Origin of the sequence: Mycobacterium paraintracellulare, from assembly GCF_000276825.1 — a bacterium.
Lineage (GTDB): Bacteria > Actinomycetota > Actinomycetes > Mycobacteriales > Mycobacteriaceae > Mycobacterium > Mycobacterium intracellulare.
In genome coordinates this window covers 2,663,722-2,680,262 of record NC_016948.1, presented here as the reverse complement: position 1 = coordinate 2,680,262, position 16,541 = coordinate 2,663,722, and the positions used below count along the sequence as shown (strand labels likewise).

Annotated in this window: 12 protein-coding genes; 3 read left to right on the top strand and 9 right to left on the bottom strand. The window is 69.9% G+C overall.

Features of this window, described 5'->3' with window-relative positions; translation table 11 throughout:
- Positions 1–14: 14 nt before the first annotated feature.
- The 3 genes from OCQ_RS12465 to OCQ_RS12455 form a co-directional block, all read right to left on the bottom strand.
- Entirely contained in the window at positions 15–2,378 is a 2,364-nt protein-coding gene (locus tag OCQ_RS12465) for a phosphoketolase family protein (RefSeq protein WP_036459069.1), read from the bottom strand.
- Positions 2,379–2,408: 30 nt separating this feature from the next.
- Positions 2,409–3,257, bottom strand: coding sequence for an SDR family oxidoreductase (locus OCQ_RS12460; RefSeq protein ID WP_014382609.1), 849 nt, complete (start codon positions 3,255–3,257; stop codon positions 2,409–2,411).
- A gap of 101 nt (positions 3,258–3,358) precedes the next feature.
- Entirely contained in the window at positions 3,359–4,282 is a 924-nt protein-coding gene (locus tag OCQ_RS12455; protein ID WP_014382608.1) for an undecaprenyl-diphosphate phosphatase, read from the bottom strand.
- A gap of 206 nt (positions 4,283–4,488) precedes the next feature.
- Here OCQ_RS12455 and OCQ_RS12450 point away from each other — a divergent pair, with 206 nt between their 5' ends.
- The 3 genes from OCQ_RS12450 (at position 4,489) to OCQ_RS12440 (ending at position 10,747) form a co-directional block, all read left to right on the top strand.
- Positions 4,489–6,897: a CaiB/BaiF CoA-transferase family protein gene (locus OCQ_RS12450; protein ID WP_014384743.1), complete on the top strand. Its 2,409-nt coding sequence runs from the start codon at positions 4,489–4,491 to the stop codon at positions 6,895–6,897.
- A 93-nt stretch (positions 6,898–6,990) separates the two neighbouring features.
- Positions 6,991–8,475: an acetyl-CoA acetyltransferase gene (locus OCQ_RS12445; RefSeq protein WP_014384742.1), complete on the top strand. Its 1,485-nt coding sequence runs from the start codon at positions 6,991–6,993 to the stop codon at positions 8,473–8,475.
- A 112-nt stretch (positions 8,476–8,587) separates the two neighbouring features.
- Entirely contained in the window at positions 8,588–10,747 is a 2,160-nt protein-coding gene (locus OCQ_RS12440) for an NAD-dependent epimerase/dehydratase family protein (protein ID WP_014384741.1), read from the top strand.
- Here the strand turns inward: OCQ_RS12440 and OCQ_RS12435 are convergent.
- From OCQ_RS12435 to lon, 6 genes are all read right to left on the bottom strand, one after another.
- Positions 10,721–11,953, bottom strand: a complete 1,233-nt coding sequence (locus tag OCQ_RS12435; RefSeq protein ID WP_014384740.1) for an NAD(P)/FAD-dependent oxidoreductase — start codon at positions 11,951–11,953, stop codon at positions 10,721–10,723. The two genes, OCQ_RS12440 and OCQ_RS12435, sit on opposite strands and share 27 nt — an antisense overlap.
- Positions 11,954–11,998: 45 nt before the next feature.
- Positions 11,999–12,724 (bottom strand): DUF72 domain-containing protein, encoded by a 726-nt coding sequence (locus OCQ_RS12430; RefSeq protein WP_014384739.1) that lies wholly within the window; start codon positions 12,722–12,724, stop codon positions 11,999–12,001.
- A 6-nt stretch (positions 12,725–12,730) separates the two neighbouring features.
- The gene (locus tag OCQ_RS12425) at positions 12,731–13,357 is read right to left on the bottom strand and encodes a hypothetical protein (protein ID WP_014384738.1); all 627 of its coding nucleotides are present in this window, start codon (positions 13,355–13,357) and stop codon (positions 12,731–12,733) included.
- 43 nt (positions 13,358–13,400) lie between these two features.
- Positions 13,401–13,733 (bottom strand): TfoX/Sxy family protein, encoded by a 333-nt coding sequence (locus OCQ_RS12420; protein ID WP_014384737.1) that lies wholly within the window; start codon positions 13,731–13,733, stop codon positions 13,401–13,403.
- 8 nt (positions 13,734–13,741) lie between these two features.
- Positions 13,742–14,119, bottom strand: a complete 378-nt coding sequence (locus OCQ_RS12415; RefSeq protein WP_041784976.1) for a nitroreductase family deazaflavin-dependent oxidoreductase — start codon at positions 14,117–14,119, stop codon at positions 13,742–13,744.
- A gap of 61 nt (positions 14,120–14,180) precedes the next feature.
- Entirely contained in the window at positions 14,181–16,502 is a 2,322-nt protein-coding gene (gene lon / locus OCQ_RS12410) for an endopeptidase La (protein ID WP_179293458.1), read from the bottom strand.
- Between the last annotated feature and the right edge of the window lie 39 nt (positions 16,503–16,541).

The following is a 16,541-nucleotide window of genomic DNA, read 5'->3' as shown; positions in this document are numbered from 1 at the left end:
CCGTCATGCGAATCTCAGTCGCCCGGGCCCCAGGTCCACCCCGAAATCTTCGGGTCGTCCTCCCCGTGCTCGCGGGTGTACATCCGCGCAGCCAGGCGGGCGTCGACCATGCGCTGCCGCAGCATGGCGGCGCGGCTGGCCAATCCGTCGACCCGGTCGATGACATCCATGACCAGATGGAAGCGGTCCAAATCGTTGAGCATCACCATGTCGAAGGGCGTCGTCGTGGTGCCGCGTTCCTTGAAGCCGCGCACGTGCATATGCGCGTGGTTGGTGCGGCTGTAGGTCAGCCGGTGGATCAGCCACGGATAGCCGTGGTAGGCGAAGATCACCGGCCTGTCCGGGGTGAATAACGCGTCGAATTCGCGGTCCGGCAGGCCATGCGGGTGCTCGGTGTCGGGCTGCAGCCGCATCAGGTCGACAACGTTGACCACGCGGACGGCCAGCTCCGGCAGCTCGGAGCGCAGGATGTCGGCGGCGGCCAGCGTCTCGAGTGTCGGGATGTCCCCGGCGCACGCCAGCACGACGTCGGGGTCGTCGGTCGCGGTGCTCGCCCACTCCCAGATGCCCAGGCCGCGGGTGCAGTGCGCGACGGCCTCATCCATGTCGAGATAGGCCAGCGCGGGCTGCTTGCCGGCGACGATGACGTTGATGTAGTCGCGGCTGCGCAGGCAGTGATCGGCCACCGACAGCAGCGTGTTGCCGTCCGGCGGCAGGTACACCCGCGTGAGCTCGGGCCGCTTGTTGGCGACGAGGTCGATGAACCCCGGGTCCTGGTGGGACGCCCCGTTGTGGTCCTGCCGCCACACGTGCGAGCTCAGCAGGTAGTTCAGCGACGCGATCGGCCGCCGCCACGGCAATTCCCGGCTGGTGGCAAGCCATTTCGCGTGCTGGTTCAGCATCGAGTCGACGATGTGCACGAACGCCTCGTAGCAGTTGAACAGGCCGTGCCGCCCGGTCAGCAGGTAGCCTTCCAGCCAGCCCTGGCACAGGTGCTCGGACAGCACCTCCATGACGCGACCATCGGGCGCCAGGTGCTCGTCGTCGGGCTCGATCTCGGACAGCCACACCTTGTCGGTCGATCCGTAGACGGCGTCGAGCCGGTTGGAGGCCGTCTCGTCGGGCCCCATGAGCCGGAATCGGTCCTTGTTGCGGGCGATCACGTCGCGCAGGAACCCGCCCAGCACCCGGGTCGCCTCGTGCGTGACGGCCGCCGGTCGCTCGACGGCGACGGCGTAGTCGCGGAAGTCGGGCAGGTCGAGGTCGTGCAGCAACAGCCCGCCGTTGGCGTGGGGGTTGGCGCTCATCCGGCGATCCCCGCTGGGCGCCAGCGCCCGCAGCTCCGGCCGCAGCCGGCCGTTTTCGTCGAAAAGCTCCCCGGGCCCATAGCTGCGCAGCCACTCTTCGAGCTGGGCACGGTGTTCGGGGTTGTCGCGCGTCGCGGCCAGCGGCACCTGGTGTGAGCGCCAGGTGCCCTCAACCTTCTTGCCGTCCACCATCTTTGGCCCGGTCCAGCCCTTGGGGGTACGCAGCACGATCATCGGCCACACGGGCCGCTCGACCCCGTTGCCGCCGCGGGCCGCACTCTGGATGGCGGCGATGTCGTCGAAGGCGTCGTCGAGGGCGGCGGCAAGTTGCCGATGCACATCGGCCGGGTCGTCACCGGCGACCGTGATCGGGCGGTACCCGTAGCCGCGCAGCAGCGATTCCAGTTCGGCGTGCGGGATGCGGGCCAGCACCGCCGGGTTGGCGATCTTGTAGCCGTTGAGCGCCAGGATCGGCAGCACGGCGCCGTCGGTAACGGGGTTGAGGAACTTGTTGGAGTGCCAGCTGGCGGCCAGCGGCCCGGTTTCGGCCTCGCCGTCACCGACGACGCAGGCCACCACCAGATACGGGTTGTCCAGCGCGGCGCCGTAGGCGTGCACCAGCGCGTAGCCGAGCTCGCCGCCCTCGTGGATGGATCCCGGCGTTTGGGCCGCGACGTGGCTGGGGATGCCGCCGGGGAAGGAGAACTGCCGGAACAGCTTGCGCAGGCCCTCGGTGTCCTCCTCGATGCCCGTGTAGACCTCGCTGTAGGTGCCTTCCAGGTAGGCGTTGGCGACCAGCCCCGGTCCGCCGTGCCCCGGCCCGGTCACGTAGATGACGTCGGCGTCGCGGTGGCGGATGACCCGGTTCAGGTGCGCGTAGACGAGGTTGAGCCCGGGGGTGGTGCCCCAGTGACCCAGCAACCGCGGTTTGACATGATCGATGGTCAGCGGCTCGGTGAGCAGCGGGTTGTCCAGTAGGTAGATCTGCCCGACCGACAGATAATTGGCGGCACGCCAGTACTTGTCGATCAGGGCGAGTTCGTCGTCGGAGAGCGCGGTTGCGTGGGTCATCTCACCGATTGTTCCCACCGATCCCTCCCGCTACTCCTCGCCGCGGGCGCGGGCTTCGTACGCCTGCCGCTTTTCGACGTCGACGTCGTCGGTGAAGACGTGGTCGCCGCCGAGCATCCGGTTGAGGCCCTCGGCGATGCGGCGCGGCCAGAATTTCTGGGACACCACCATCGCCCCCGCGGCCTTGGTGATCCGCACCCGCGGCTTGGGGTGGGCCACCAGCTTGACGATGGCGTCGGCGATCTCGGCGGGCTCGGCGTTGCGGAAGCCCTTGGCCCCGTTGGTGCCCGCGGTGAGCTCGGTGTTGACGAACGTCGGCAGCACCGCGGAGAACTTCACCCCGGCCGAGCGGTACTCCAGCCGCGCCGAGTCGGTGAACGCGACCACCGCGTGCTTGCTGGCGCAGTAGGTCGCCAGGCCGACGATGTAGAGCTCCCCGGCCAGGGAGGCGACGTTGATGACGTGGCCTGTGCCGCGGGGCACCATGCGCTGGGCCGCCAGCTTGCTGCCCAGGATCACGCCGTAGACGTTGATGTCCAGAATCCGCCGCGTGACCGCGTCCGGCTCGTCGACGATGCGGCCGACCGGCATGATGCCGGCGTTGTTGATCAGCACGTCGATCGGGCCGAGCCGGCGTTCGACCTGGTCGAGGAAATCGGCGAAGGAGTGCGGGTCGGTGACGTCGAGTTTGCCGTAGACGTCCAGTCCGAGGTCGGCGCCCGACTCCTTCACCCGCACCCCGTCGACGTCGCCGATGGCGACCTTGGCGCCCAGATTGTGCAGCGCGGTCGCGGTGGCCAGCCCGATTCCCCGCGCTCCGCCGGTGATGACGATGACCTTTCCGCGGACCTTGAGGCCGAGGGAACCCGTGTCTGCCATGTGCGGTGCCTTCCAGATTCTTGACGGGTGTCAACTAGACAATCCGGTAAGCACAGCACTCGAAGTCCGGCCGCGCAACAACCGGTCGGACCGGGCGAGGTTCAGCGCACGGCCAGCCACACCAGGCTGGCGGCGCCGGCCAGGGCACAGTAGATCGCGAACGGGGTCAGCGTCCGGGTCTGGAAATAGCGGGTGAGGAAGCGCACGGCAAGGTAGGCGCAGACGAACGAAACGACGCTGCCCGCCAGCACCTGGCCGCCGATGCCGGCGCCCAGCGGCCCGAAGAGCTCCGGGATCTTGTACACCCCGGCCGCCAGGATGATCGGCGTCGCGAGCAGGAAGGAGAAGCGCGCGGCGTCCTCGTGCGACAGGCCGCGCCACAGGCCGGCGACGATCGTGATCCCCGACCGGCTGATACCGGGGAACAGGGCCAGGATCTGCGCGGCCCCGATCACCAGGCCGCGCGGCAGCGGGAGCTGCGCCAGCCGCTGATCCGAGGCCTCGTCGCCGTGTTCGAGCTCCGCATCGGACGGCGCCGGCTGTCCCGGCGCGGGCGCGGGCGCGATGCGCCGGCGCAGCACCTCGCCCACGTACAGGGCGATGCCGTTGAGCAACAGGAACGTCGCCGCCGGGATCGGTTTGCCGAGCGTGGTCCGAAACAGCTGCTCGAGCGCCAGGCCGGCCAGGCCCACCGGGATGGTGCCCACCACGATCAGCCACGCCAGCCGCTCGTCGGGCGTCTGAATGCGGCGATACCGCAGCGACGAGAAGAACCCCGACAGGATGCGCAGCCAGTCGCGCCAGAAGAACAGCAGCAGGGCGGCGGCGGTGGCGACGTGAAGGCCGACGATGAACGCGAGGTAGGGCGAGTGGGGGGCCGAGACGCTGAGGTCCTGCGCCCACCGCCCGCCGACGAGTGCCGGCACCAACACCGCGTGCCCGAGGCTCGAGACCGGGAACAGCTCGGTGACGCCCTGGAACGCGCCGACCACCACGGCCTCGACGTAGCTCAAGTGCGCGGTCATAGTGGGTGCCTCCATCGGACGACGGGTCGCGGTCGGCCTGTGACGATAGCCCACGCCGCGCCGGCGCGGGTCCGCGACCGAGCGTTGCGGCTGACCCGGACGGACGGAGACCGAATCGGCTTGCCCACCTGGCCTTTTGGCCGCCTCGTCGCTCGGCCGGGCGGCTAAACGCCCGCCGTGCAGCGCCCTGACCAGGCAGGTACGGTGTGCAGATGGTCGACGGGTTGCTGGATGCCGTGCGCGTCCTCGACTTGTCGGGCGGGGTCGCCGACGTGGTGACCCGCCTGTTCGCCGATCTGGGCGCCGACGTGTTGAAGGTGGAACCGCCGGGCGGCTGCCTGGCGCGTGACGCGCTGCCGACGCTGCGCGGCGCCAGCATCCCGTTCGCCGTGCACAACGCCAACAAGCGCAGCGCGGTGCTCGACCCGTTCGACGACGAGGACTGCGCCCGCTTCCTCGATTTGGCCGCCGACGCCGACATCGTCGTGGACACCGGCGCCGACGAGCGCGGCGCCATGTTCGGAACCTCCGGCGAGGAGCTCGCCGCCCGCTACCCGCACCTGGTGGTGCTGTCGATCACCGACTTCGGCGCGACCGGCCCGCGCTCCTCGTGGCGCGCCACGGATCCGGTGCTGTACGCGATGTGCGGCGCGCTGTCACGGTCCGGCCCCACCATCGGCACCCCGGTGCTGCCGCCGGACGGCATCGCGTCGGCCACCGCGGCCGTCCAGGCGGCGTGGGCCGCGCTCGCGGCGTACTACAACCGATTGCGTTGCGGTACCGGCGATTACATCGACTTCTCGTGGTTCGACGCGGTCGTCATGGCCCTCGACCCGGCCTTCGGCGCGCACGGGCAGGCCGCCGCCGGCGTCCGGCGCACCGGGCGGTGGCGGGGCCGCCCGAAGAACCAGGACGCCTACCCGATCTACCCCTGCCGGGACGGCTACGTCCGGCTGTGCGTGATGGCGCCCCGGCAGTGGCGCGGCCTGCGGCGCTGGCTGGGGGAGCCGGAAGACTTCCAAGATCCCAAATACGACGTGATCGGCGCGCGATTCGCGGTGTGGCCGCAGATCAGCGAGCTGCTGGAGAAGCTCTTCGCCGGACAGAGCATGAAGGATCTGGTGGCCGCCGGACAGGCGCACGGGGTGCCCATCGCCGCGGTGCTGACGCCGGCGCGGATCCTGGGTTCGGATCACTTCCAGGCGGTCGGCGCGATCGCCGAGGCCGAGCTCGTCCCCGGCGTGCGGACCGCCGTGCCGACCGGGTATTTCGTGGTCGACGGCCGGCGCGCGGGTTTCCGCACACCGGTGCCCGCCGCGGGCAACGACGAACCGTACTGGCGCGGCGATCCCTCGGTGGTGCCGTCGGCCTCCGGCCGGCTCGGCGATTATCCCTTTGCGGGACTGCGGATTTTGGATCTGGGCATCATCGTCGCCGGCGGTGAGCTGAGCCGGCTATTCGGCGACCTGGGCGCCGACGTCATCAAAATCGAGAGCGCCGATTACCCCGACGGATTGCGCCAGGCCCGCGTCGGCGAGGCCATGAGCGAGTCCTTCGCCTGGACGCACCGCAACAACCGCGGTTTCGGGCTGGACCTGCGCAGCGCCGAGGGCAAGAAGATCTTCGGCCGGCTCGTCGCCACCGCCGACGCGGTCTTCGCCAACTTCAAGCCGGGAACCCTTACCGCACTGGGGTTTTCCTACGACGAGCTGCGCGCCCTCAACCCGCGGATCGTGCTCGCCGAGAGCAGCGCGTTCGGCGACACGGGGCCGTGGAGCGCGCGGCTGGGGTACGGCCCGCTCGTGCGGGCCACGACCGGCGTCACCCGGCTCTGGACGAGCGACGTCCCGGGGGAGGGTACCGAGGCGGCGCGGCACGCGTTTTACGATGCGACGACGGTGTTCCCCGACCACGTGGTCGGCCGGGTCACCGCGATCGCCGCGCTGGCCGCGCTGATCCACCGCGACCGGACGGGCAACGGCGCCCACGTCCACATCTCGCAGGCCGAAGTCGTGGTCAACCAGCTCGACACCCTGTATGTCACGCAAGCCGCGCTGGCCGCGGGCATCGACCGGATCCGGCAGGACACCAGCCTGCACGCGGTCTATCCCTGCGCCGGTGACGACGAATGGTGCGTCATCTCGATCCGAACGGACGACGAATGGCGGCGCGCCGCTTCGGTTTTCGACCACCCCGAATGGGCGGACGACCCGCGCTTCGCCACCGGCGAAGCGCGGCTGGACAATCGGGACGAGTTGGTGGAACGGGTCTCGGCCTGGACCCGCACCCGCACCCCGCTGCGGGCCGCCGAACTGCTGCAGTCGGCGGGTGTTCCGGCCGGGCCGATGAACCGTCCGCCCGACATACTCGAGGACCCGCAGCTGATCGCGCGAAACGTCTACAGCGCCATGACTCATCCGCTGATCGAGAACCCGCTGCCCGCCGAGACGGGACCGGCGCCCTACCGCCACATTCCGGCGGCCCGGCGGGCCCCGGCACCTCAGCCCGGGCAGGACACCGTCGAGATCTGCCGAAACGTGCTGGGAATGAACACCACCGACATCCAGCGGCTGATCGACGACCGCGTGCTGTTCGGCCCGGCCACCGACGCCTGAGCCGCCCCGCGGTCGCCCGAATGTGCGGCCGGCCGCACGCTCGCGCCCGACTGTGCGGCGAACCGCACGCCCGGGGTCCGATAGGTTCGACGCATGACCGCTGACCCCAGGACCCCGGTTTTGATCGGCTATGGCCAGGTCAACCACCGCGACGAGATCGATCCGGCCACGCGGTCCGTCGAGCCGATGGACCTGATGGTGGCCGCGGTCGAGCGGGCCGCCGGCGCCGCGGTGATCGAGGCGGTCGACTCGATCCGGGTGGTCAACATCCTGTCGGCCCAGTATCGGGATCCCGGGCTGTTATTGGGCCAGCGCATCGGCGCCTCGGATTTCACCACGCTGTACAGCCCGGTCGGCGGCAATGTGCCGCAATCGCTGCTCAACCAGGCCTGCCTGGACATCCAGGGCGGCCGCGCGGGCGTCGTGCTGCTGGCCGGCGCCGAAACCTGGCGCACCAGGCGGGGTCTGCGGGCCCAGGGCGGCAAGCTGGTGTGGACCGAACAGGACCGCTCGGTCCCGATGGCCGAGGTGAGCGGCGACGACGTCCCGATGGTCGGCGACGCCGAGATCAGGATTTCCCTGGACCGCCCGGCCTACGTCTATCCGCTGTTCGAGCAGGCGCTGCGGGTGGCGCGCGGCGAGTCGATCGACGATCACCTCCAGCGCATCGGGGAGCTGTGGGCGCGGTTCAACGCGGTGGCGGTGGACAACCCGCACGCGTGGATCCGCACGCCGTCCAGTGCCGACGACATCCGCCGGGTGGGCCCGCGGAACCGGATGATCAGCTGGCCCTACACCAAGTTGATGAACTCCAACAACATGGTCGACCAGGGCGCGGCGCTCGTTCTGACCTCGGTCGAGCAGGCCAGGAGGCTGAAGATCCCCGCCGAACGCTGGGTGTACCCGCACGCGGGCACCGACGCGCACGACACACCGTCCATCGCCGAGCGCCACGAACTGCACCGGTCCACGGCCATCCGGATCGCCGGCGCGCGGACGCTCGAGCTGGCCGGCCTGGGCATCGACGACATCGATTACGTCGACCTGTACTCGTGCTTTCCCTCCGCGGTGCAAGTCGCGGCGGCCGAACTCGGGCTGAGCGTCGACGACCCCGCCCGGCCGCTGACCGTGACCGGCGGACTGACGTTCGCCGGCGGCCCGTGGAGCAACTACGTGATGCATTCGATAGCCACCATGGCGGAGTTGCTGGTGGCCAATCCGGGCCGGCGCGGTCTGATCACCGCCAACGGCGGCTACCTGACCAAACACAGCTTCGGTGTCTACGGCACCGAACCGCCGGCCGAATTCCGTTGGGAGGACACGCAACCAGAGGTCGACGCGGAGCCGACGACCGACGCGGTGGTGGAATGGGAAGGCGTGGGCACCCTCGAGGCGTGGACGACGCCGTATGACCGCGAGGGACGGCCGGAAAAGGCCTTTCTGGCGGTGCGCACCCCCGACGGGTCGCGCGCGCTGGCCGTGGTCACCGACGCCGACGCGGTGCAGGCCTCGGTGCGTGAAGATCTCGGTGGCGCCAAGGTCGCCGTCGCCGCGGACGGCAGCGCGACGCTGCGGTAGCCCCGTCACCCGTATGGCGCCAGGTCAACGGCGCCGATCCTGGGTAACGGTCGCGTAGCCTATGCCGACTTGCCTATTGTTGAGTGCTGAGGGTTGGGGGAGGTGAGCCCAGGTGCACATCCTGGTTACCGACGCCACCGGCGCACTCGGGCGCCTGGTCGCTGGGCAGCTCATCGCTGCCGGGCACACGGTCACCGGCATTGCTGAGCTCCCGCATCCCTGCCTCGACCGCAACGTCGAATTTGTTTGCGCATCGCTGCGCGACCGCGTCTTGCGGGAGCTCACCGACGAGGCCGACGCGGTCATCCACCTGGCACCCATCGACCCCACCGCGCCCGGCGGCGCCGGCATGGACGGGCTGGCGCGGGTCACCGATGCGGCCGCGCGCGCCGGCTCCCGCCTGGTGTTCGTCTCGCAGGCCGCGGGACGGCCCGAGTTGTATCGGCCGGCCGAGGACCTGGTGTCCTCGAGCTGGGGCCCCACCGCGGTCATCCGGATCGCGCCACCGGTCGGGCGCCAGCTCGACTGGATGGTGTGCCGCACCGTGGCCACGCTGTTGCGCAGCAAGGTGTCCGCGCAACCCATGCGCGTGCTGCACCTCGACGACCTGATGCGCTTTTTGGTCCTGGCGATGGATACCGACCGCACCGGTGTGGTGGACCTCGCCAGCCCGGACACCGTCAACATGGTCACCGCCTGGCGCGTGTTGCGAGCCGCCGACCCGCGCATCCGGCCGCATCGGGTGCGCAGCTGGGCCCAGCTGACGCCGGAGTTCGATGTCGCTGCGGCACAAGAGGACTGGATGTTCTCATACGGCTGGCACGCGCTGGACGCCGTCGCCGACACCGCGCGGGGACTCGTCGGGCGCCGGCTGGACACCGCCGGCGCGATCAACCAGGGGGGACAGCTCGCGCTGCCCGTCGAGGTGCTGCCGCAATCTCGGCGACCGGCCGGTGACGACGTGCGCACGGCCGCGCCGGAAGGCCTGGAGGGCGAATTCGACGATCAGATCGATTCGCGGTTCCCGGTTTTCAGCGGCGCCGCACTGGCCGAGGCGCTGCCCGGACCGCTCACCCCCATCACGCTGGACGTCCAATTGAGCGGGCTGCGCGCCGCGAGCCGGGTGCTGGGACAGGCGCTCGCCCTCGGCGGCGTCGCCGATGCCGAATGGGGCAGCAGGGCCATCGCGGTGTTCGGCCACCGCGCCTACGTCGGCGTGTCGGTCAACATGGTCGCGGCCAGCCAGCTGCCCGGCTGGGACCAGGACGCCGTCGCCCGCAACGCCCTCGTCGGCCAGCCCCAGGTCGGCGATCCGCTGCCGTTCGGCGAGCCGGCCTGGACGGCCGGGGCGCTCGGCTCGGTCGCCAAGGCCGTCGCCGCGGGGCGGTCGGTCGCGCTCCTGCGTCACCTGCGGGCCGACACCCGGGCGTATTGCGCCGCCGCGGAAGCAGAGCACCTCGACGCCGCCCAACTGGCGTTGCTGCCCGAAGCGGCCCTGGAAGTGCGGCTGCGGCTGTTGCGCGACCGCATCCACCAGGGCTGGATCCTCAACGCGCTCTGGTTGATCGACACCGGCGTCACCGCCGCGGCGCTGCCGCGCAGCCAGGCGGGGCGCAGCGTGCCCGGGATCAGCATGATCACCGACAGCGGACTCGTCGCGGCGGAGACCGCCGAGCTGGCGTCGGCGCTGCGGGCCGACCCGCCGTTGCGCGCGCTGGCCGCCGAGGGCAACCTCGCGAGCATTCGTGCGCTGTCGCCGAAGACCGCCGCCATTGTGGACGCGGTCGTCGCACGAATCGGGCACCGCGGTCCGGGCGAGGCCGAGCTGGCCAGCAAGACCTTCGCCGACGACCCGACGATGTTGCTGACCGCCGCGGCAGGGGCCCCACCCCCCGAGCCCACGCCCGCCACATTGGCCGAGCGGCTTACCGCCAACGCGCGCGGTTCGCGGGAGCTGGCCCACGACACCACGATGCGGTTCACGCACGAACTGCGGATGACGTTGCGCGCGTTGGGATCTCTGCGCGTCGAGGCGGACCTGATCGACGCCGTCGACGACATGTACTACCTGACGTGCAATGAACTGGTCACGATGCCGGGCGACGCACGGCTGCGGATCAAACGCCGCCGCACCGAACGCGAACGCCTGCAGGCGCAGTTCCCACCCGACGTTATCGACGGGGCCTGGGCGCCCGTCCCGCACAGCCCCGACGACTCCGGCGCCGGGACCACCGCCGAGGATGGCTCAGCCGAGCAGCTCGCCCAGGGGTGACTGCGGGTCGGCCAGCTTGTCGGGGTCGACGGCGGCCTTCGACCGGATCAGCGCTTTGACGTCGTCGAGCACATCCCAGATATTGACGTTCATTCCGGCCAGCACCCGGTGGTCGCCGTCGAGCCAGAACGCGACGAACTCCCGGCCGGCGACGTCACCGCGAAACACCACCCGCTCGAAGCTGGGGGCGTGTCCCACGTACTCCATCCCGAGGTCGTATTGATCGGTGAAGAAATAGGGCAGCTCCGCGTATTCGCCTGGTGTGCCCAGCATCCCGGCCGCCGCCACGGTGGGCTGCTTGAGCGCGTTGGCCCAGTGCTCGGTGCGGATGCGGGTGCCCAACAGCGGGTGTTCGGCGGCCGCGATGTCGCCGACCGCATAGATGTCGGGATCGCTGGTGCGCAACGAGGCGTCGACGAGCACCCCGCCGTCGCCCAGGGAGAGCCCGGCCTGCTCGGCGAGTTCGACGTTGGGCTTGGCGCCGACGGCCACCAGCACGGCGTCGGCGGCCACCGTCGATCCGTCCCGCATCCGCAGGCCGGTGGCCGAGCCGTCGGCCCTGGTGATCTCCGCGACCTGCGTCTCGAGGCGAAGATCCACCCCGTGCTCGCGGTGCAGGGTGGCGAACACCTCGCCGACGGTCTCGCCCAGCGCGGCCAGCAGCGGCTGCCTGGCGGTTTCCACCACGGTGACGTTGACACCTCGCTGGCGCGCACCCGCCGCCACTTCCAGCCCGATCCACCCGGCGCCCACGACCGCGAGCGAAGCGCCTTCGGACAGAACGTCATTCAATGCCACGGCGTCTTCGTAGGTGCGTAGGTAATGCACACCGGGGGAGTCCGCCCCCGGTATCGGGGGCCGGCGCGAGGCCGATCCCGTGGCCAGCAACAGCTTGTCGTAGCCGACGGTGGTGCCGTCGGGCAGCCCGACGGTGTGGCCGGCGGCGTCCAGGGAGGCCACCCGCGTGTTGAGCCGCAGGTCGACGTTGTGGTCGCGGTACCAGTCGGAGTTCTGCACGGTGAAATCGGTCAGCGACTTTTTGCCGGCCAGATACTCCTTCGACAGCGGCGGCCGCTCGTAGGGCAGATGTTCCTCGTCGGCGAACACAATGATGTGCCCATCAAAATCGTTGTCGCGCAAAGCTTCTACGGCTTTGGCGGCCGCGAGTCCGCCGCCGATGATGACGAAGCTGGTCGAGTTGGCCATGGATGGGGCTCCGTTCTGTGGAATTTTCAGCCTACTCGCGGGCGCTCAGCCCAACAGCTCGCGCAGGTCGAGAGCGTTGCGGACCGCGTGCCCGCCCAGGTCGTTGTTGAAATACATCCACACGTCCTTCCGTTCACCGTCCCAAGCGGTGAGCCGCTCGGCCCAGCGCCGCAGATCGTCGGCGGTGTAGGAACCGGCGTAATTGGCCTCGGGATCCGGCCCGTGCATCCGGATGTACACCAGATCGGTCGTCGCTCGGGGAATGCACTCGAGCCCCAGCCCACTCATCACCACATACGCGGCGCGATGGCGTTCCAGCAGCTCGAACACCGCGGGGTCATTCCACGACGGGTGCCGCAGTTCGACGGCGACGCGGATCGACGCGGGCATGAGTTGCAGGAACGAGTCCAGGCGCGCGTCATCGCGCTGCTGTTCGGGGTGCAGCTGCACCAGCAGCACGCCGTGGCGATCACCCAGCAGCTGCCAGCATCGTTCGAAACGTTCGATCCACGGTTCGGGGGAGGCCAGCCGGCGGTAGTGCGTCAAGCCGCGATGCGCCTTGACCGACATGGTGAAGCCGTCCGGCAGCTGATCGCGCCAACCCTCGAACGTCGAATCCTTGGGCCACCGGTAGAAACTCGCGTTCAGCTCGACGGTGTCGAACGCCTCGACGTAGCGGGCGAGCCGGCGCGCCGACGGCGTTCCCGGCGGATACAGCACATTGATCCAGTGGTTGTACGACCACCCCGAGGTACCGATTCGTATGGTCACCGCGGCTCAGCCGGCCACCCGCTGACGCACATCGGCGTCCAGCGACGCCCTGACCAACGCGGCGGCCAGTCGCGCATTGGCCTGCGGCGCAAGGCTTCCCAGTTTCTTCGGTTCGGCGGGTAGGCCAAACCGCTTGGCGGTGCCGGTGGCGCGGTCATCGAAATACGGCCGCACCCAGGTCCACACGTCCTGCACCTCGCGCAGGTAGATGTCGGCGCCCGTGTCGCCGATTTCCTTGAACTGCTTCAGCATCCGTTTCGCCGTGGCCACGTCATGCCCGCTGCGATCGGCCAATTCGCGCATGTCGCCGGAGTAGTCGTCGCGAAGTCGTTCGGCCATATCGGTGAGCCGGGTGGCCGAGCTCTCGTCGTAACGCACGTAGTGCGCGCGCCCAAAGGCGTCGATCATGGTTTTCCGGTCCGAGGCCAGCACGGCCTTGGGAGTCCGCAGGCCCGCCTTGAAGAGTTCGCGCGCGGCGGCCGTGGCGATGGTCGCATCGATCGGCTTGCTGGCCAGCATGCACAGCACCAAAAGCTGGAACAGCGGCATCGGCTTGTCGCTCAGCGTGATGCGCGCCTGCGCCGCGTAGGTGGTGCCGGCCACGTCGAGCAGTCGTCGCACCCGCTTGTCCATACCGCACCGCGTACCCCCACGCCGCGACGGCAAACCGCGCCCGCTATTTGGGCGGCAGGCTGCGCGCGTGGTCGACCCCGCGTTTGACCCAACTGTGAAGCTGGCGTTTGGTTTGCACCCCGGCGGCCTCGACGCGCAACCAGCCCCGGGCTTCCCGTCCGGCCATCACCATGGGGCTGACGTGCGCGCGCCCGGCGAGTTTGTCGGTGTCCTCGCGCGGCACCCGCACCAACAGTCCGCCCTGGCCGCTGACGGCCACCGACATGTTGCCGTTGACCAGGAACGCCAGGCCGCCGAACATGCGCTTCTCGTCGATGCCGGGCCCGCCCGCGAGGAGTTCGCGGATCCGGTTGGCCAGGTCTTCGTCGTAGGCCATCCGCGGGTTCAGTCCAGGTCGACCCGGACGGTGAGCAGGTCGCTGCCCATCAGGCGCACCATCGCGCTGTTCAGCCGCGGCAGGTTGCCCAGGCGCTGCACCGCGTCGTCTTCGGGCAGGAGGTGGGCGGTGCCGTGGCGCCACGTGCCGCCAACACGCACCCGCACAGCCGGATTGGCCTTGATATTGCGGATGTAATCCGAGTGCTCGCCGTGTTCGGAGACCATCCAGAACTGGTTGTCCACGACGCGCCCGCCCACCGCGGTGCGCCGCGGCTGCCCGCTCTTGCGTCCGGTGGTTTCGAGCATGGTCATCGGCAGCTGCCGGCCGACCGGGTTGACCAGCAGGCGTTGAACACGGTGGACCACTTGTCGTTTGAGAGTCACGGGTTCATTCAACGCCGGGCGTGACCGCGGGGAAAGCCCCGGGTCACGCCCGGCGCCCCGATCAGGCCGCGGCCGTGGCGGCCGAGGCCGCCGGTTCGAGCGCCTGGGCCACGATCTCGGCGACGTCGGTCATGGGCCGCACGTCCAGCGCCTCGAGCACCTCGGCGGGCACGTCATCGAGATCCGGCTCGTTGCGCTGCGGAATGAAAACCGTTGACAGCCCGGCACGTTGGGCGGCCAGCAGCTTTTGCTTCACCCCGCCGATGGGCAGCACCCGGCCGTTCAGCGTGACCTCTCCGGTCATGCCGACGTCGGAGCGGACCTGGCGTCCGGTGGCCATCGAGACCAAGGCGGTCACCATGGTGACACCGGCCGACGGGCCGTCCTTGGGCACCGCCCCCGCGGGCACGTGGACGTGGATGCGCCGGTCCAGCGTCTTGGGATCCACACCGAGCTCGGCGGCGTGCGAGCGCACGTAGGACAGCGCGATCTGCGCCGACTCCTTCATCACGTCGCCCAATTGACCCGTCAGTTGCAGGCCCGGGTCACCGTCGGTGGAGCCGGCCTCGATGTAGAGCACATCGCCACCGAGGCCGGTGACGGCCAGGCCGGTGGCCACACCGGGCACCGCCGTGCGTTCGGCCGATTCCGGCATGAACCGCGGACGGCCCAGGTAGTCAACCAGATCCGGCTCGTCGATGGTGATCGGTCGCGGATCGTCAACCAGCTTGGTGGTCGCCTTGCGCAGCGCCTTGGCCAGCAGCCGTTCGAACTGTCGCACACCGGGCTCGCGGGTGTAGTCGGCGGCGATCTTGCGCAGCGCCGCGTCGCTCACCGCCACCTCGTCCTCGGTCAGCGCCGCGCGGTCCCGCTGCCGGGGCAGCAGGTAGTCCCGCGCGATGGCGACCTTGTCGTCCTCGGTGTAGCCGTCGATGGCCACCAGCTCCATACGATCCAGCAAGGCCGACGGGATGTTCTCGATCACGTTGGCCGTCGCCAAAAACACCACATCGGACAGGTCCAGGTCCAGATCCAGGTAGTGGTCGCGGAAGGTGTGGTTCTGCGCCGGGTCGAGCACCTCGAGCAGCGCCGCGCTCGGATCGCCGCGGTAGTCGGAACCGACCTTGTCGATTTCGTCCAGCAGCACAACGGGATTCATCGATCCCGCCTCACCGATCGCGCGCACGATCCGGCCCGGCAACGCGCCCACGTAGGTACGACGGTGCCCGCGGATCTCGGCCTCGTCGCGCACACCGCCCAGGGCGACGCGCACGAACTTGCGGCCCAACGCCCGGGCCACGCTCTCGCCCAGCGACGTCTTGCCGACGCCGGGGGGACCGGCCAGCACCATCACCGCACCGGAGCCGCGCCCGCCGACCACCTGCAGCCCGCGTTGGGCGCGGCGCGCCCGCACGGCCAGGTACTCGACGATGCGATCCTTGACGTCATCCAGCCCGTGGTGATCGGCGTCAAGGACTTCCCGCGCCGCCTTGAGGTCGGTGGAGTCCTCGGTCTTGACGTTCCACGGCAGGTCGAGCACGGTGTCCAGCCAGGTGCGAATCCAGCCGCTCTCCGGGCTCTGGTCGCTCGAGCGTTCCAGCTTGCCGACCTCGCGCAGCGCGGCCTCGCGCACCTTCTCGGGCAGCTCGGCGGCCTCGACGCGGGCCCGGTAGTCGTCCGAACCATCGGGTTCGCCCTCGCCCAATTCCTTGCGGATGGCGGCCAGCTGCTGACGCAGCAGGAACTCCTTCTGCGTCTTCTCCATGCCCTCGCGCACGTCCTCTGCGATCTTGTCGCTGACCTCGACCTCGGCGAGGTGGTCGCTGGTCCAGTCGATCAGCACGCGCAGCCGCTCGGCGACGTCGACCGTCTCCAGCAGCTGGCGCTTCTGCGCGTTGCTCAGGTAGGACGCGTACCCCGAGGTGTCGGCCAGCGCCGACGGATCGGACAGCCGGTTGACGTAATCGATGATCTCCCAGGCCTCGCGTCTTTGCAGCATGGCCAGCAGCAGCTTCTTGTACTCCGCGGTCAGTGCCTTGACCTCGTCGGTCGCCTCGGCCTCGGGGACCTCGGTCACCTCGACCCACAGCGCCGCCCCGGGGCCGGATGCGCCCGCCCCGATCTGTGCCCGGCGCTCGCCGCGCACCACCGCGGCGGTGCCGCCACCGGCGATGCGCCCGACCTGCAGGATCTTCGCGATCACGCCGTGGGAGGGATACCGGTCCTCGAGCCGGGGGGCGATCAGCAGCTGTCCCGACTCGCTGGCCTGGGCGGCGTCGATCGCCGCGCGGGCCGCGTCGTCCAGCGCGATCGGCACCACCATTCCGGGCAGCACGATGGTGTCGGTGACAAACAGCACCGGCACCGACTTGGCTTCAGCCATCAAATCCTCCAAAAGTTGAGTCTGATGCGCTTAACCCAG